This is a genomic window from Pseudomonas umsongensis, assembly GCF_012647205.1.
In the GTDB taxonomy this organism is placed as follows: Bacteria; Pseudomonadota; Gammaproteobacteria; order Pseudomonadales; family Pseudomonadaceae; genus Aquipseudomonas; species Aquipseudomonas umsongensis.
Map to the genome: position 1 here is coordinate 4,016,080 of NZ_CP051487.1, position 16,015 is coordinate 4,032,094.

At 62.0% G+C, this 16,015-nt stretch carries 16 protein-coding genes; 12 read left to right on the plus strand and 4 right to left on the minus strand.

Translation table 11 applies throughout. From position 1 onward, the window contains the following. Nucleotide 1 precedes the first annotated feature (1 nt). The 3 genes from HGP31_RS18015 (at nt 2) to HGP31_RS18025 (ending at nt 2,272) form a co-directional block, all read left to right on the plus strand. Entirely contained in the window at nt 2-715 is a 714-nt protein-coding gene (locus HGP31_RS18015) for a DUF3726 domain-containing protein (RefSeq protein WP_033042035.1), read from the plus strand. A gap of 28 nt (nt 716-743) precedes the next feature. Then, nucleotides 744-1,115, plus strand: coding sequence for a RidA family protein (locus HGP31_RS18020; RefSeq protein WP_168758325.1), 372 nt, complete (start codon nt 744-746; stop codon nt 1,113-1,115). Nucleotides 1,116-1,411: 296 nt separating this feature from the next. Next, on the plus strand, nt 1,412-2,272 hold the full coding sequence (locus HGP31_RS18025) for a CAP domain-containing protein (protein ID WP_020796433.1): 861 nt from the start codon (nt 1,412-1,414) through the stop codon (nt 2,270-2,272). A 46-nt stretch (nt 2,273-2,318) separates the two neighbouring features. Here the strand turns inward: HGP31_RS18025 and HGP31_RS18030 are convergent, their stop codons facing one another. From HGP31_RS18030 to HGP31_RS18040, 3 genes are all read right to left on the minus strand, one after another. Then, nucleotides 2,319-3,329 (minus strand): GlxA family transcriptional regulator, encoded by a 1,011-nt coding sequence (locus tag HGP31_RS18030; protein WP_205896175.1) that lies wholly within the window; start codon nt 3,327-3,329, stop codon nt 2,319-2,321. Nucleotides 3,330-3,975: 646 nt separating this feature from the next. Further along, nucleotides 3,976-4,605: a Vgb family protein gene (locus tag HGP31_RS18035; protein ID WP_033044022.1), complete on the minus strand. Its 630-nt coding sequence runs from the start codon at nt 4,603-4,605 to the stop codon at nt 3,976-3,978. A gap of 35 nt (nt 4,606-4,640) precedes the next feature. Beyond that, nucleotides 4,641-5,861, minus strand: a complete 1,221-nt coding sequence (locus HGP31_RS18040; protein WP_168758326.1) for a helix-turn-helix domain-containing protein — start codon at nt 5,859-5,861, stop codon at nt 4,641-4,643. Between the two features lie 197 nt (nt 5,862-6,058). Between HGP31_RS18040 and HGP31_RS18045 the strand changes: the two genes are divergently transcribed. From HGP31_RS18045 to HGP31_RS18060, 4 genes are all read left to right on the plus strand, one after another. Beyond that, nucleotides 6,059-6,514: an outer membrane lipoprotein gene (locus tag HGP31_RS18045; RefSeq protein ID WP_033044023.1), complete on the plus strand. Its 456-nt coding sequence runs from the start codon at nt 6,059-6,061 to the stop codon at nt 6,512-6,514. Nucleotides 6,515-6,752: 238 nt separating this feature from the next. Next, nucleotides 6,753-7,205: an Ohr family peroxiredoxin gene (locus HGP31_RS18050; RefSeq protein WP_168758327.1), complete on the plus strand. Its 453-nt coding sequence runs from the start codon at nt 6,753-6,755 to the stop codon at nt 7,203-7,205. Between the two features lie 65 nt (nt 7,206-7,270). Beyond that, complete coding sequence (locus HGP31_RS18055) at nt 7,271-7,723, plus strand: Ohr family peroxiredoxin (RefSeq protein ID WP_020801215.1); 453 nt, start codon at nt 7,271-7,273, stop codon at nt 7,721-7,723. A gap of 140 nt (nt 7,724-7,863) precedes the next feature. Further along, nucleotides 7,864-8,319 (plus strand): MarR family winged helix-turn-helix transcriptional regulator, encoded by a 456-nt coding sequence (locus HGP31_RS18060; protein ID WP_020801216.1) that lies wholly within the window; start codon nt 7,864-7,866, stop codon nt 8,317-8,319. A 120-nt stretch (nt 8,320-8,439) separates the two neighbouring features. On the opposite strand, the gene HGP31_RS18065 is transcribed toward HGP31_RS18060, so the two are convergent. Next, complete coding sequence (locus HGP31_RS18065; protein ID WP_033044026.1) at nt 8,440-9,540, minus strand: polyamine ABC transporter substrate-binding protein; 1,101 nt, start codon at nt 9,538-9,540, stop codon at nt 8,440-8,442. Nucleotides 9,541-9,902: 362 nt separating this feature from the next. Here HGP31_RS18065 and HGP31_RS18070 point away from each other — a divergent pair, with 362 nt between their 5' ends. The 5 genes from HGP31_RS18070 (at nt 9,903) to HGP31_RS18090 (ending at nt 15,574) form a co-directional block, all read left to right on the plus strand. Continuing rightward, nucleotides 9,903-10,565, plus strand: coding sequence for a glutathione S-transferase family protein (locus HGP31_RS18070; RefSeq protein WP_168758328.1), 663 nt, complete (start codon nt 9,903-9,905; stop codon nt 10,563-10,565). Nucleotides 10,566-11,826: 1,261 nt separating this feature from the next. Further along, entirely contained in the window at nt 11,827-13,203 is a 1,377-nt protein-coding gene (locus tag HGP31_RS18075) for a pyridoxal-phosphate dependent enzyme (RefSeq protein ID WP_168758329.1), read from the plus strand. Then, nucleotides 13,200-14,378, plus strand: coding sequence for a trans-sulfuration enzyme family protein (locus HGP31_RS18080; protein WP_168758330.1), 1,179 nt, complete (start codon nt 13,200-13,202; stop codon nt 14,376-14,378). Before HGP31_RS18075 ends, HGP31_RS18080 begins: the two co-directional genes overlap by 4 nt. Nucleotides 14,379-14,526: 148 nt before the next feature. Continuing rightward, nucleotides 14,527-15,021, plus strand: a complete 495-nt coding sequence (locus HGP31_RS18085) for a PaaI family thioesterase (protein WP_020796353.1) — start codon at nt 14,527-14,529, stop codon at nt 15,019-15,021. Between the two features lie 100 nt (nt 15,022-15,121). Next, nucleotides 15,122-15,574: a hypothetical protein gene (locus HGP31_RS18090; RefSeq protein ID WP_020796354.1), complete on the plus strand. Its 453-nt coding sequence runs from the start codon at nt 15,122-15,124 to the stop codon at nt 15,572-15,574. Nucleotides 15,575-16,015 lie beyond the last annotated feature (441 nt).

Consider the following 16,015-nt stretch of genomic DNA (forward strand, 5'->3'; position numbering starts at 1 on the left):
TATGCGCGTCTCGCTCAATGAAATCCAGGTGATCTGCCGCAAGGCCTTCGAGGGTATCGGCTTCGCCCCCGGTGACTGCGAAGACGCCGCCGAGATGATCGCGCGCCTGCAACTGCAAGGCCTCGATGGCATCGGCGCGTTGAAAAAGGCCTTGGCCTTTCTCCACGACGAAGTCGATCGCCCGATCGAAACCTGCTACGAAGATGCCGCGCAGTTGACCCTCGATGCCCACGGCCAAAGTGTCTTGCGCTGCGCCGCCCAGGCGGTGGAGCTGGGTGTCGGCAAGGCGTTGCGCGGCGGCAGTGCGTTGATCCGCATTCGCCATTGCCATAACCGCATCCTGCTGCTCGGCTACCTGGCGCGCTGTGCCCCGGAGGCGCTGAATTTTTGCGTGTACTGGCGTGATGCACGCCAGGAAATGGTTGCCACGTTCAGCGCCGGGCAAACCCGCCCGACCCTGCGGGTGTATGACCTGCCCCAACTGGCGCAGAGCGACGAACAAAGCATCAATGTGCTGATCTCCAGGCACTTCGCGCTGCTGCCGCGACTCAGTGCCGAGGATGCCCTGCCTGCCACCTACCCGCAGCCCGCAGAGGGGCTGGTCGTCGACGATGACGTCTGGACCCAACTGAAAAAACTGGGCGAACGGGTGCTGGTGGAAAGCACCGAGGAGTCGCGTCGGCGCGGTGCTGGCGAAAGCAGCGATGCCCGATAAAACCTTGCAATGTTCCAGGAATCAATCAATGAAACACGCGATCAAGACTGACCTTTTCGCCTCGCGCGCGCCACTGGAATGGGCGGTGGTCGGCAACGGCACGCTGTACACCGCACAGATCCCCATCGACCGCGAAGGCCAGGTCGTCAGCGGCGGCATCGAAGCGCAAACCCGGCAGAGCCTGGACAATCTGCGCCATACCCTGCAAGCCGCCGGCAGCGACCTGGACGCGGTTACCCAGGTGCTGATCTACGTCACCGACCGTAGCTACCTGGCGACGGTGAACACGATCTATGGCGAGTATTTCCAGGCGCCCTACCCCAACCGGGCAGCCATTGTCGTGGCCGGGTTGGCTCGGGAGGAGATGTTGGTGGAACTGGTGGTGTACGCCTGTCTCTGACGGCCCACCAATTGCTGCCGCAACGGCCACTTAGGGTTTGATGAAAACCCTGTGGGAGCGAGCCTGCTCGCGATGGTCGTCAACGAAAACGCTGGCTGCCTGACACCCCGCGGTGCTTGCTCCTCCATCGCGAGCAGGCTCGCTCCCACAGAGTCGCCCCATACCCTTCGTCGGGTGCACGATCCGGCAAGCAAAACGCCTCCCCGCCGCCTTGAACCTTGTCCCAAGACGCCAGTCTTAGACGGGCATTTTTTCCTCCTACCCATCGTTGTCATCTCATCAGAGCTGTCCGCACCATGCGCCCAACCGCCCTCGCCTTGCGCTTCACTTCGCTGTGCCTGTTGACCTCGCTGCCCCTGATTTCCACCCCCGCCCACGCCGGTGCGGAGCGACAATTGGTGGACGCCATCAACGATTACCGAGCCCATCCGGAAGATTGCGCAAGGCGTCCCGCCCAACGCTTGTCGCCGCTGGCCCTGAAGTCGAGCCTGGCCTTGCCGGTCGGCTACGGCGGTGGCTTGCGCGACCGCTTGAAAGCTTCCGGGTACCAGGCCGTGGCGGTGCGCTCCATTCGCGTGGTGGGTGCCCAAGATGCCGAGGAGGCCTTTGAGATGCTGCAGAGTGATCATTGCGCCGCCTTGCTGGATAACCAGTATGCCGACATAGGCGTCAGTCGCAGTCGCGGTGAATGGCAAGTGGTGTTGGCGCGGCCTGTGCTGGACAGTCGGATGAGCGATCCGCGCAGCGTCGGCAAAACCTTGCTCGCCCAGGTCAATGCCGCCCGGGCCAAACCGCGCCTGTGCGGTCGCCAGCGCTTTGCCGCCGCGCGGCCCTTGGCCTGGAATGCCAGCCTCGGCGCGGCGGCGCAAGGGCACAGCAAAGCCATGGCCTACGGCAATTACTTCGCCCACCGCGACCCCGATGGCGACATGCCCGCCGACCGCGCGCGCGCCGCAGGTTTCCGTGGCCGACAGATTGGTGAAAACATCGCCGCCGGCCAAGGTTCACCGAACAAGGCCATGGCCGGCTGGCTGGCCAGCCCCGGGCATTGTGCCAACCTGATGAACCCGATATTCACGCAAGTGGGTGCCGCCTATGCGACGGACGCACGCAGTGATCAAGGCGTTTACTGGACGATGCTGTTCGGCGCGCAATGACCGCTGCACCGGGCATCATCGCGATGCCCGGTACTTCGGCAAGCGGTTACTTCACCAGCCGGGTTTCCCGAGACGGCCGGTAACCGAAATAGGCGCTGTAGCACTTGCTGAAGTGGCTCGGTGATACGAAACCGCAGGCCACCGAGACTTCAACGATGGTCAACGTGGTGTGCTGCAGCAATCGACGTGCCTCGGTGATACGCAGATCCATGTAGTAGCGCTGGGGTGTCGTGCCCAGTTGCTCCTTGAACAGACGCTCGATCTGCCGGCGAGATCGACCGGCATAAAGACAGAGCGCCTCCATCTCCAGCGGCTCTTCCAGATTGGCGTCCATCAGATTGACCACCTCCCTCAGCGGGCCACTGACGGACACATTCAAGGTGGGTTTGATGCGCCGGTAACGGGACGCTTCAAACGCCAGGATATCTTCGATACCGTCAGTCAACGCCTTGTCATGCAAACCCCTGATCCACTCCAGCGCCATGTAGAAAGTCCCCGTTGGACTGGACGCCGTCAGGCGGTCGCGATCGACCACGTAGGCTTCGCTGGTGACCTGGGTGAGCCTGGCGATTTCCGCCAGCGCCGGACGATGCTCCGGGTGTATGGCGCAGCGATAGCCGTCGAGCAATCCGGCTTGCCCGAGAAACCAGGCGCCGTTCCAGATGCCAGCCAGCGCAACCCCCTGTTCGGCCGCGTCGCGCAACAAGCCGGTCAAACCGTCGTCGGCCTTGAGGGCCGTGCGGTAGCCGCCACAGACAACCAACAGGTCCAGCGCTTGTATTTCGATCGGGTCCAGGCGCGCATCGGGTCGAATCACCAACCCCAGGTCGCTGACGACTTCCCCTTCGGACAACCCGAAGGTTTTCGTCGAAAACAGCTCGGGTCGCAGCAGGTTGGCGGTGACGATGGTGTCGAGCGCCTGGGTGAACGCCGGCAAGGAAAAATGTTCCAGCAACAGGAAGCCGGCCCGGGCCCGCACGGACTGGCCTTCATGGTCTTTGAGGTAGCGAAGGTTTTTACCCTTCATGGCACCGCTGAACTGACGTCGCTCTACCAACGTTCGCCTCGCCTTTCGTGTTGATCAAGATGAGATATTTCCCGCATCGATAGCCGTCTCTCGCGGCGGCTATCGATGCGCGCTCTGTTTACGCCAGTTGTACCCTATGAGCAAGCGCAATGCTGTTCACTTAACCATGAGGTTGTGTATATAAACTTGGGGGTGTACATATCCATTCCTGCGGTAACGGCCACCTAGGGTTTCGCCCTTACGGCGACTCACTTTTCCAAACGCCGAAAAGTAAGCAAAAGGCTTTGCCCCACCACTCGGTGCCTCGCTAGGGCTCGGCATGCCCTCTCTCCGGTCCTGCTCCGTGGGTCGCCGCGCTGGGCCATGGATGGCCCATCGCGGCGGGCCCACGGAGCAGGACCGGAGCGAGGGTACCCCGAGCCCCAGCGAGGGGCCGAACGCCAGAGGCAAGAGCCCTTGGTTACTTAGGGCCGGGCGGCGTTCCGTTCTTCCAAGTGACTCGCCGTAAGGGCGAAACCCTAAGTGGCCGTTACCGCAGCAATGGATATGCACACCTGAAAGACAATCATCGTCTGTCAGGACGCCTTCACCGGCAAGCCTGGCTCCTACAGTAAGTGCGAAACCCTAGGTAGCCGTTACCGCAGCAATGGATATACACCCAATCCAAATCAACCCATCAAGGCCGCTGCACCACCCTCAGCCGCCCACTGCTGCCGCCCCCACAGAAAAACCGCTCGCCACCGTCGGATTCCAGCCCCGACACCCCGATGCCGTCCGGCAGCCTGAGGCTTTCAAGCACTTCGCCGGTGTTCGGGTCGACCCGGCGCAATTCGCTCTCCTCGTCTTCCCAGGTGCCATGCCACAGCGCGCCCTCGACCCAGGTCACCCCCGTGACAAAACGGTTGGATTGCAGGGTGCGCAGGATAGTCCCGGTCTCGGGGTCGATCTGGTGGATTTTCCGTTCGCGGTACTGACCGACCCACAATGAGCCTTCGGCCCATGTCAGCCCCGAATCGTTGCCACCGCCAGGGGCCGGGATTGTGGCCAGGATTTCTCCGCTGCGAGGATCGACTTTCTGGATGCGGTCCTCGGCAATCTGGAACAGATGCTTACCATCGAAGGCGGTCCCGGCATGCGCAGCGACATCGAGCGAGCGCACCGTACGACCACTGTCGGGGTCCAGGGCGTAGAGCTTGTCGGTGGTTGCAAACCACACCTGCCGGCCGTCCCAGGTGACGCCGTGCACATCGTCGACATCGGCAAAGGGGCCATATTCACGCACAATTTTGGCGGCTGACTGTTTCATCTCGGTGTTCCTCCAAAGGGGTTGACGGGATCATCCTAGCCACCGGGCAGCGGAACCGGGAGTAACAAGGTCGTCGCGAAACCGGGCACCGGCGGGGTCACCCAGCGCCGTGCCCGTCCCTGTCCGAACGACTGCACCTTGCCCTTGGCTGCCAGTGCTTCGAGCGCGCGTTGCACCGCGCGCTGGCTGCTACCCAACGCCAGGGCCAGGGCCGAACTCGACCAGGACTCGCCGTCGCCAAGCAAGGCGAATACCGCTGCATACTTTTCTTCGACCGGTGGCGTGAGCAGCACCACGTCCGGTGAAACCTGCGCAACCAATGTGAACCCGCGTCGGGTGGCGATCACCGTAGCCAAGGGTTTCAACGCCGCGCGCAAGCGTCCGATTTCAACCCGCAGCCGGGCTCGATGGGATTCATCACTGAGCTTCAACCGAAAGGCCTGCGCGATGAGGGTCTCTCTGGGCACATCGCCCGGCCAGGCCTCAGCGAGTGCTCGCACCAGGGAAAACAGGATCGGACGCCTGGACAGGGAAACCGACATGCCCGCGCCACGCACGACATAGCGGCAAGCGTCCACCACCAGTGAAGTCGAGGCGAGCAGCGCTTCCACCTCGTCCAGCAACAGAGGCCGTTCTTCACCACGCACGAGCTGGTGCGCGGCGGGGCTGTCGAGAATGGAGGATGCACTTTCGACTTCTGCAGACAGCGCGGGAATGCCGGCGAGTTGCGCGGCGAGTTCGGCCCTGGCGAGCGCGGCCCGTGCGGCCTGGGAATGCAGATGGCGCATCGCGATCCCTGCCACGACCAGCTCATGGGTCGCCCGCAAGGGTGGCGGCAACGTTGCCGGGTCCAGGTCAACGAGTTGCCCTTGGGCCTCATCGAGCCGGCCGATCAGCAACAAGCGACGGATGCCCAGATAACGCGCGTGGGCTGCATTGATAAGATCGCCGTGGGCTTGCAGCGTGACCCGCGCCGCTTCCAGCGCCTTCACCGGCCAACCAAGATCCCGCGAGGCCAGTGCGATCTCGGCTTCGGCGACGGTGCAGCGTGCCCGCGCCACGACTTCTTTCGGCCCAAAGGCCCGCGAGGCCATGCGTACCAGCGCTTTGGCCCGCACCAAATCCCCCAGTTGCGCCATGGCGATACCGCGCAGTGCCAGCGCGGGCGCATCGTCACGCAGCGCGATCCGGTCCAGCGCACCCAGCGGATCGCCCGCCGCCAACGCCTGCGCTGCGGCGGTGATCAGCGAATCCATTGCAGTCCTGCCACGCGTGTCACTCCTGCCGTGATAAGTCCGTATGAGTCTATCTCACCCCTCAGTGAGCGTATCCGGCAGTACAGCCAGGCCCGCCGCCACAGGGCAGCGCGTCGAGGGCCCTGTGCTAGTCTCCTTCGTCAAACGCGCACTGATGCGTTTGAACGAACTGCTTCCCCCGGATGATGGAGTTCAACATGAAAAACATCGCTTCCTGGTTAACGATCACGCTTGTAAGTCTAGTGCTTTGCGCCTGCGCCGCCGTCGATGCTGGCAGCGGTGGCGCCGGCGAGATGGAAATCCGCTCAGGAAAAATCGAGCAGATCACCATGACGCAAATGCAGACCAACCACGACAGCGGCGTCGGCGCCATCCTTGGCGGACTCGCGGGCGTGGGAATCGGTAGCCTGATCGGTTCGGGCACCGGGCGAGATGTCGCCATGGTCGCTGGCGCCCTTGCGGGTGCGGCGGGTGGCAACTACGCCGAGAAGAAAAAATACGATCAACCGCAACAGGCCCAGCAAATTATCGTGCGTACCAAGAGCGGCGTCCTGGTATCGGTAACGCAGCCGGTCAATGCCGCACTGAGCAAAGGCCAGAGTGTTTATATCGAAGGTACCGGCAACGAAGCCCGGGTAGTGCCGCAAAGCTGATCGCCTGTTGCACTCGAAATCCATGGTCACGCGTCAATGCTGATGCCCCGAGCCTGAACAGCTCGGGGCATTTTTCTTTCTGAATAAGCGGACAGCATTAGCTTCGACCGTCCGTCGTCCGGGCATGAAAATACCGCTTGACGTCGATTGAGATCTGGAGGACTATTATTTCCATCGGATGCGATCTAAGCGCACACGACATTACATACAACCTGACCGCACCCTTGAGGATTGACCCATGAGCAAGATCGAAAAAGTCCTGGCCACCGGCAAGACCCACACCACCCTGAGCAGCGCCGGCAATGCCTTGCGCGGCCACAACGGCAACCTCGACATTGAACTGTCGACCCCGGGCTCTGCCCAGCCAGCCCATGTGTTCGCCGCCACCCAGCCGCACCCGAAAGCCGAGCAACTGTTCGCCGGGGCCTGGTCTGCCTGCTACACCGCGGCCGTCGGCCTGGTGGCCGCAGAGCGCAACATCGCGCTGCCGGCGGATCTGGCGGTCGACATCGAAGTGGACCTTGGCCAGACGGGCCCAGCGTACTTCCTCCAGGCCCGACTGACCCTGCGCGTGCCGGGGCTGGCACAGGACGTTGCAACGGAACTGGCGCATATCGCCGACTCCATTTGCCCCTATTCCAAGGCCACCCGCGGCAATATCGACGTTGCCCTGAACGTCATTACCGCATAATTAATATCGCATGCGATGCTAGCGTATACGAATAATATACCCACAGTAAACTTGAGGAACTCATCATGAGCAAGATCGAAAAAGTCCTGGCCACCGGCAAGACCCACACCACCCTGAGCAGCACCGGCACCACCTCGCGCGGCCATAAGGGCAACCTCGACATCGAATTGTCGTCCCCTGGCAGCGTCACACCGGCACATGTGTTCACCGGCGTACAACCGCACCCCAAGGCCGAGCAACTCTTCGCCGGAGCATGGTCGGCCTGCTACATCGCCGCGGTGGGCCTGGCCGCCCAACAGGCTAAGGTGTCATTGCCGGCCGACACGGCCGTGGACATCGAAGTCGACCTGGGCCAGACCGGCGCAGCCTACTTCCTCCAAGCCCGATTGACCCTGCGGGTGCCAGGCCTGTCACATGAAGTGGCGACCGAACTGGCGCACAACGCCGATGCGATCTGCCCGTACTCCAAGGCCACCCGCGGCAACATTGACGTGAGCATCAACGTGCAGACCGCGTGATGCACCGCACGGCCGGTTCGCCAGGGTTATCCCCGGTAACCGGCCGCTTGGGGGGCGGGACCCGGAGGTTTGGAGCACTTCCGACACCATCGCATACGACGTATAATTTCAGCGTCGCAGCCTGCCCAAAGAGAGACCCCATGAAAACCACCGACAAAACGTCCGCCCTGGATCTCAAGCTTTCCGATTTCCTGTGTTTTGCGGTCTATTCCACCAACCTCGCTTTTGGCAAGGCCTACAAGCCGATGCTCGAACGACTCGGCCTGACCTATACGCAATACATCACCCTCGTTGCGCTGTGGGAGCAAGACAACCAGACCGTCGGCAGCCTCGGGGAAAAACTGTTCCTGGAATCCAACACCCTCACCCCGATCCTGAAAAAGCTCGAAGCGATGGGTTACCTGCTGCGTCAGCGCGACCCGGAAGACGAACGCCAGGTACGAATCAGCCTGACCGACGCCGGTCGCCAGCTGCGCACAGAGCTGACGGAAGACGGCTTTCCGCAAACCGGCCTCGATCCCGACGATTTCGTGCAGATGCAGCAGGCGATCGTGGCGTTGCGCAACAACCTCATCCGCAACACCAAAGCCGTGTAGGAGCGAGCACGCTCGCGATGGTCGTCAACGATGACGCGGGGCACCTGACACCCCGCGGCGCTCTCAGGCTCATCGTCGGCACACCGCCCGGAGCATGCTCGCTCCGACAGGGGTTTAGGGTTATTTGTCCGACTTGATCGCCGTCCACACCCGCGTGCGCACCCGCTCCAGCTTCTGCGGCAACGGCTGCACGACATACAGGGTTTTGAGAGCCTCGGGGGTCGGCGTCAGGTTCGGGTTGCCGGTGATTTCCTTGTTGATCAGCGCCAGCGAGTCCTTGTTGGCATTCGGGTAACCGAGGAAGTCGCTGATCGGTGCGATGACGGTCGGGTCGAGCAAGGTGTTGAGAAACGCGTGGGCTTCATCGACGTTCTTCGCGCTCTTGGGAATGGCAAAGGTGTCGAACCAGATCGGCGCGCCCTCCTTGGGCAAGCGCCAATCGACCACCACGCCATTGCCGGCCTCCTTGGCGCGGTTGCCGAACTGGTAGAAGCTGCCGGAGTAGCCGATGGCCACGCAAATGTCACCGTTGGCGATATCGGTCATGTACTTGGCCGAGTTGAAGTAGGTGACATAAGGGCGAATCTTCAGCATCAGCGCCTTGGCCTTTTCGTAGTCCTCGGGGTTCTGGCTGTTGGGGTCCAGCCCCAGGTAATGCAGGGCCAGCGGCAGAATCTCGGAGGGCGAGTCGAGCATGGCAACACCACAGGCCTTGAGTTTTTCCATATTCTCGGGCTTGAACACCAAGTCCCAACTGTCCACCGGTGCATTCTCGCCCAGGACGGCCTTGACCTTCGCCGGGTTGAAGCCGATCAACACGGTGCCGTACATGTAAGGCACGCCGTACTGGTTGCCGGGGTCGTTCTTGTCCAGCAACTTGAGCAGCGCCGGGTCCTGGTGTTTCCAGTTGGGCAGCCTGGTCTTGTCCAGTTTCTGGAACACACCGGCCTTGATCTGGGTTTCGATGAACTGATTCGACGGCACCACCAAGTCATAGCCGCTGTTGCCGGTCAGCAGCTTGGCCTCCAGGGATTCGTTGGTGTCGAAGGTGTCCCAGGTGACCTTGATCCCGGTTTTCTCGGCGAAGTCCTTGGGCACGGACGGCAGGATATAGTCCGCCCAGTTGTACACCCGCAATTCGCGCTGCTCGGCATGTACGGCACTGGCCAGCAGCGTCAGGCCGCAAACGGTGGCACCCAATAGGCGTTTGATTGTGTCCATGGATCAATTCCCCAAGTCAGCTCGATGGTTTTTATGTGCTGTACACGGCAGCGCCCGGCAAAACAGCCAAGGCAAGGAAGATCGGGTTCATAGTTATCGATGGGAGGCTCTTGCGCATCAGCCACCGGTTTTCGATTCTTGCCGACAGCCCCGCAGGTTCATAGCGCGGGGTTGGCCAAAAGGAGATCGTAATGGCCATTATCGGTGTCCGGGAGCATAGCCAATGGTCGCTACGCGAAACGTTTTCGGCAGCCTGGAATGCGGCGCAAACCTGCAGGCATGGCGAATACCGTGCCTGCGACTTAATCTGCCTGTCACAGCAATCACCCCGTGGGGCGCCCTCCCGCCCGAGGAGTTGACCGATGCCGCTGACCCTCTATTACCACCCGCTTTCGTCGTTCTGCCACAAAGTGCTGATCGCCCTCTACGAGTACGACATCGATTTCCAGCGGCGAGTCATCGATCTTTCCAGTGCAGCAGACCGCGCGGAGCTCGAGGCGTTATGGCCCCTGTGCAAGTTCCCGGTCATCCGCGATCACACGCACCCGCAGGGGTTGGCGGAATCGAGTGTCATCATCGAATACCTGGACCGCTTCCATGGAGGTGGGCGCTGCCTGCTGCCCGGTGATTGGGATACTGCCTTGCAAGTGCGCTTGTGGGATCGGTTTTTCGACCAGTACGTGCAAGTACCGCTGCAGCAGATAGTCGCCGATCGCATTCGCGCGACGAACGGCGACCTGAGCCGGGAACGGGCCATGCTCACCACGGCCTACGGCATGCTCGAGCGCCAGCTGGCTACGCGAACCTGGGTGGCCAGCCCGGACTTCAGCCTGGCCGATTGCGCCGCGGCCCCGGCCCTGTTCTATGCCAGTACCCTGGTGCCCTTCTCCGACGACTGCCAACACCTGAGCACGTATTTCGACAGGCTGGTACAACGGCCTTCATTCCGGCGCGTCATCGACGAAGCCAGGCCCTGGTTCGCCTTCTATCCATTTGCCGAGGCCATTCCCCAACGGTTTCGCTAACAACCTCATGCGCACACTGAAGGCGCTTATCGGGTGTATATCCATTGCTGCGGTAACGGCCACCTCCTTCAGGTGTACATATCCATTCCTGCGGTAACGGCTACCTAGGGTTTCGCCCTTACGGCGAGTCACTTGGAAAAGCCTGTAGGAGCCCGGCTTGCCGGCGAAGGCGGCCTTATAGCCGACCTGACTTCGACGGATGTACTCGAATCAACTGTGGGAGCGGGCTTGCTCGCGAAGGCGGCCTGACAGCTGACCTATTATTTGTTGCCGGAGTACATATCCATTCCTGCGGTAACGGCCACCTAGGGTTTCGCTCTTACAGCGAGTCACTTGGAAGAGCGGAACGCCGCCCGGCCCTAAGTAACCAAGGGCTCTTGCCCCTGGCGTTCGGTGCCTCGCCAAGGCTCGGCATGCCCTCGCTCCGGTCCTGCTCCGTGGGCCCGCCGCGATGGGCCATCCTTGGCCCAGCGCGGCTAAACCGGCATCCATGCCGGTTTACCCACTGCGCAGAACCTCCACTCGGCCTCTCGAGGGGGCAAGAAAATCAAAAGCCAGATCAAGATCAATCGCGAAAGCGAGGCGGCCTGACAGCCGACCTGATTGCAGGTCTGTCCGCGATCCCATTGTGGGAGCGGGCTTGCTCGCGAAGGACGTTCAGACAACGCGATCATCCAGACAGGGCGCGTAATCGTTGACGTCCATCGCGAGCATGCTCGCTCCTACAGGGGATCGAGGTACACCCGTAAAAGTCAGGTCGGCTGTCAGGCCGCCTCGCTTTTGTTTTTGATCTGGGGCGCCCCGTTAACCACGATGGCCGAACGCAGGCATTGCGCAGTGGGGAAACCGGCAGGACGCCGGTTTAGCCGCGCTGGGCCAGGGACGGGCCATCGCGGCGACCCACGGAGCAATGCCGGAGTGAGGGCATGCCGAGCCCTAGCGAGGCACCGAGTGGTGGGGCAAAGCCTTTTGCTTCCTTTTTGCTGGGCCGGCACTCCGGCGTTTGAAAAAGGGAGTCGCCGTAAGGGCGAAACCATAAGTGGTCGTTACCGCAGCAATGGATATGTACACACCAAGTTTTTATACACAACCCCATACCTAAGTGAACAGCATTGCCAATGTCAGGGCCACTTTCACCCGCACGGTTGCGAGTCTGGCGATCCCGGCCTATGGTCCAGACACAACATTGTCACGACCGGCGCGACAACCCGACGCCGGCCTTTTTTGTCCATCCATTGTGCTAGCGCAACGAGGTGACGACATGCCCAACGACTCCCGCCCCGCCGTACTCGAACTGATCGGCAACACGCCCCTGGTGCGCGTCAGCCGTTTCGATACCGGCCCGTGCACGCTGTTTCTCAAGCTCGAATCCCAGAACCCCGGCGGTTCGATCAAGGACCGCATCGGCCTTGCCATGATCGACGCCGCCGAACGCGACGGCCGCCTGCGACCCGGTGGCACCATCGTCGAAGCCACGGCCGGCAACACCGGCCTCGGCCTGGCACTGGTCGGCCGCGCCAAGGGTTATCGGGTGGTGCTGGTGGTGCCGGACAAGATGTCCACCGAGAAGGTCCTGCACCTCAAGGCCATGGGCGCCGAGGTGCATATCACCCGTTCCGATGTCGGCAAGGGCCATCCGGAGTACTACCAGGACGTTGCCGGACGCCTGGCCAGTGAAATCCCCGACGCCTTCTTCGCCGACCAGTTCAACAACCCGGCCAACCCACTGGCCCATGAGTGCAGTACCGCACCGGAGATCTGGGCGCAAACCCAGCATGATGTCGATGCCATCGTGGTCGGCGTGGGTTCAGCCGGCACGCTGACCGGGCTGACCCGGTTCTTCAGCCGTGTGCAACCGGAACTGGAAATGGTCCTGGCCGACCCGGTCGGCTCGGTGATGGCCGAATACAGCCGCAGCGGCACCCTTGGCACGCCGGGCTCCTGGGCCGTCGAAGGCATCGGCGAAGACTTCATTCCGTCGATTGCCGACCTGTCCAGCGTGCGCCACGCCTATTCGATCAGCGACGAGGAAAGCTTCGATCATGCCCGCCAGTTGCTGCGCGCCGAGGGCATTCTCGGCGGTTCGTCGACCGGCACCCTGTTGGCGGCGGCATTACGCTACTGCCGCGAGCAGACCCAACCGAAACGGGTGGTCAGCTTCGTCTGCGACACCGGTACGCGTTACTTGTCGAAGGTCTATAACGACCAGTGGATGAACGATCAGGGGCTGCTGAAAAGCAAGCAGTACGGCGACCTGCGCGACCTGATCGCGCGGCGCTTCGAGGACGGCCGGGTGATCAGCGTCGGCCCCGACGACACCCTGCTCACCGCGTTCCAGCGCATGCGCCTGGCGGATGTGTCGCAACTGCCGGTGCTGGTGAGCGGCAAGCAACTGGTCGGTGTAATCGACGAGTCCGACATCCTGCTGGGCGTGCATGAAGACGCTACGCACTTTCGCAAGACCGTCTCCAGCGCAATGACCGACAAATTGCAAACCCTGGCCCCCGACGCCTCACTGGCGGATCTGGAGGCGGAACTGGGCCGTGGGCTGGTGGCGATCATCCAGGATGCCTCAGGTTTCCACGGCCTGATCACCCGAACCGACATGCTCAATCACCTGCGGAGATCCCTGCCATGAGTCAGCACGATGAAAATTCCCCGCCACGGGGCTTCGCCACCCGCGTGATCCATGCAGGGCAAACGCCGGACCCGTCGACCGGCGCGCTGATGCCGCCGATCTACGCCAATTCCACCTATCTGCAGCAGAGCCCTGGCGTGCACAAGGGGCTGGACTACGGGCGTTCACACAATCCGACGCGCTGGGCGCTGGAACGTTGCGTCGCCGACCTCGAAGGCGGCACCCGGGGCTTTGCCTTCGCCTCGGGCCTGGCGACCATTTCCACGGTGCTGGAACTGCTCGACGCCGGCTCGCACATCGTCTCCGGAAATGACCTGTACGGCGGCACCTTCCGCCTGTTCGACAAGGTGCGCCAGCGCAGTGCCGGGCATCGCTTCAGCTTTGTCGACCTGACCGACCTCGCCGCCTTCGAGGCCGCCTTGCAGGACGACACACGCATGGTCATGGTCGAGACGCCGAGCAACCCCCTGCTGCGCCTCACCGACCTTGCCGCCATCGCCCGCACCTGCCGCGACCGCGGCATCATCTGCGTGGCGGACAACACCTTTGCCAGCCCGTGGATACAACGCCCGCTGGAACTGGGCTTCGACATCGTGCTGCATTCGACCACCAAGTATCTCAATGGCCACTCCGACGTCATTGGCGGCATCGCCGTGGTCGGGCAGAACGCCGAGCTGGCCGAGCGCCTGGGCTTCCTGCAGAACGCGGTGGGCGCCATCGCCGGGCCGTTCGACGCCTTCCTCACCCTGCGCGGGGTCAAGACCCTGGCGTTGCGCATGGAGCGCCACTGCAGCAATGCGCTGGATCTGGCGCAATGGCTGGAACGTCAACCGCAAGTCGCCCGCGTCTATTACCCGGGCCTGCCCTCGCACCCGCAGCATGAGCTGGCGCGACAGCAGATGCGCGGCTACGGCGGGATGATCTCTGTCGACTTGAACACTGACCTGGCCGGCTCCCGGCGCTTCCTGGAAAACGTGCACATTTTTGCCCTGGCTGAAAGCCTGGGCGGCGTGGAAAGCCTGATCGAACACCCGGCGATCATGACCCACGCGACCATCCCGGTGGAAACCCGCGCGCAGTTGGGCATCGGCGATGCGCTGGTGCGGTTGTCCGTGGGGGTTGAGGATATCGAAGACTTGCGTGCAGACTTGGCGCAGGCGTTAACCCGGATTTAAGGGGTATACAAATCTTGTAGGAGCCAGGCTTGCCGGCGAAGAACGATAACGCGGTGCGACAGATACACCGCGGCGTCTGGTTCGCAGGCAAGCCTGGCTCCTACGGTGGTACCCATTATTGGTCTAAATTTTTGCGGATAATCGACACATGTCCAACCTCGACACCTCCCTGCAAGACGCCGCCGCGCCCGATGGCGTGTGCTACGGCTGCGGCAGCAGCAACCCCCACGGGTTGCACATCAAGAGCTACTGGCATGAGGACGGCGTGCATGTCATGGCCGAGCACGTGCCCGATGCCAAATACTGCGGCTGGCCGGACCTGGTCTACGGCGGACTGATCGCCATGTTGGTCGACTGCCACTCCAACTGGGCGGTCATGGCTTATCACTACCGCGCGGAAAACCGCGAAGTGGCCAGCCTGCCGCGCATCAATTGCGTCACCGGCAACCTCGGCATCAAGTTCATCAAGCCGACGCCCATGGGCATCCCGCTCACTCTGCGGGCGCGGGTGGAAGGTGAAGTCGGACGCAAGACGCGGGTCATCTGCGAAGTCTTTGCCGGGGATGTGCTGACCGCGGTGGGCGACTCCATCTTCGTACGGGTCGATACCGCGCAACTGGCAGACACCGCGCACGGGCGGTAGGTGTTTATTGCCGCAGATCCCTGTGGAAGCCGCCAGCACTCGAAAAATGAGCGATACCCGCTAATCTCCATTTGCCGTTTTTCAACACAGGAGTTTGGCCATGAAGCTCAGACATTCACTGGCGGCGCTGTTGATTTGCGCCAGCCTGCTCGGCTGTGCCACCTCATCCAAGGAGGGCGTGTCGGTCACGCTGAATGCCACCCGGCAGAACACCGGGCAGATCGGCAACGTCGCGTTGTCGGACTGGGACAAGCAAACCGGACTCAGTTTCTTCATCAGCGGTGTGCCAAGCGGTGCCGCCCTGCCCCTGCGTCTCTACAGCTTCATCAACAAAGGCAGCTGCCAGCAACCCGGCCCCGTCGCGTACGCCATGAATGACAAGGTCAACACCGAGCGCCAGGCGATTCGCGGCTGGACCTTCTCGAGAAGCGCGCCTGTGGCCTTGTCTGTGCTGCTGGCCGGCGACTACCACATCGTCGTGCGAACCGCAGCGACAGACGGCAACGTCGATATTTTCTGCGGGGACATCAAGCCACAAGGGCCGGCGAAGTAGGCGCTTGCACCTGCGGGCCTCACACCGGCGAAATCGTTGCGAGCACGCCGATCAGAATGGTCAACACCAGAAAACCACCGAGGAAAATCGCCATCTTGCCCATAGAGCCTCCAACATTTCGAAAGTGCGGTGCACCGCGGCTACCGCTGCGCAACTTGCCGTCATTGTGGGGCTCGAACTGATTGCATTACAGCGTCAGAAAGCGCTGAAAAATACGGATCAGATGAAACAGATGGAACCAACGAACCCATGAACCTGTAGGAACGAGCATGCTCCGGGCGGCGTTCCGACGATGGATGTCAACGATGACGTTGGAAACCTGACACCCCGCGGCGATCTCAGGTTCATCGCGAGCATGCTCGCTCCTACAGTTACAGGGATTTATTGCAGGTGTACAAAAAAGCCCACTGGCCATCCCTGGCTCAGTGGGCTTTTTGATCA

Coding starts and splice junctions, on each gene's coding strand:
- HGP31_RS18015 (WP_033042035.1), top strand. CDS start 2: ATGCGCGTCTCGCTCAATGAAATCCAGGTGATCTGCCGCAAGGCCTTC.
- HGP31_RS18020 (WP_168758325.1), top strand. CDS start 744: ATGAAACACGCGATCAAGACTGACCTTTTCGCCTCGCGCGCGCCACTG.
- HGP31_RS18025 (WP_020796433.1), top strand. CDS start 1,412: ATGCGCCCAACCGCCCTCGCCTTGCGCTTCACTTCGCTGTGCCTGTTG.
- HGP31_RS18035 (WP_033044022.1), bottom strand. CDS start 4,605: ATGAAACAGTCAGCCGCCAAAATTGTGCGTGAATATGGCCCCTTTGCC.
- HGP31_RS18040 (WP_168758326.1), bottom strand. CDS start 5,861: ATGGATTCGCTGATCACCGCCGCAGCGCAGGCGTTGGCGGCGGGCGAT.
- HGP31_RS18045 (WP_033044023.1), top strand. CDS start 6,059: ATGAAAAACATCGCTTCCTGGTTAACGATCACGCTTGTAAGTCTAGTG.
- HGP31_RS18050 (WP_168758327.1), top strand. CDS start 6,753: ATGAGCAAGATCGAAAAAGTCCTGGCCACCGGCAAGACCCACACCACC.
- HGP31_RS18055 (WP_020801215.1), top strand. CDS start 7,271: ATGAGCAAGATCGAAAAAGTCCTGGCCACCGGCAAGACCCACACCACC.
- HGP31_RS18060 (WP_020801216.1), top strand. CDS start 7,864: ATGAAAACCACCGACAAAACGTCCGCCCTGGATCTCAAGCTTTCCGAT.
- HGP31_RS18065 (WP_033044026.1), bottom strand. CDS start 9,540: ATGGACACAATCAAACGCCTATTGGGTGCCACCGTTTGCGGCCTGACG.
- HGP31_RS18070 (WP_168758328.1), top strand. CDS start 9,903: ATGCCGCTGACCCTCTATTACCACCCGCTTTCGTCGTTCTGCCACAAA.
- HGP31_RS18075 (WP_168758329.1), top strand. CDS start 11,827: ATGCCCAACGACTCCCGCCCCGCCGTACTCGAACTGATCGGCAACACG.
- HGP31_RS18080 (WP_168758330.1), top strand. CDS start 13,200: ATGAGTCAGCACGATGAAAATTCCCCGCCACGGGGCTTCGCCACCCGC.
- HGP31_RS18085 (WP_020796353.1), top strand. CDS start 14,527: ATGTCCAACCTCGACACCTCCCTGCAAGACGCCGCCGCGCCCGATGGC.
- HGP31_RS18090 (WP_020796354.1), top strand. CDS start 15,122: ATGAAGCTCAGACATTCACTGGCGGCGCTGTTGATTTGCGCCAGCCTG.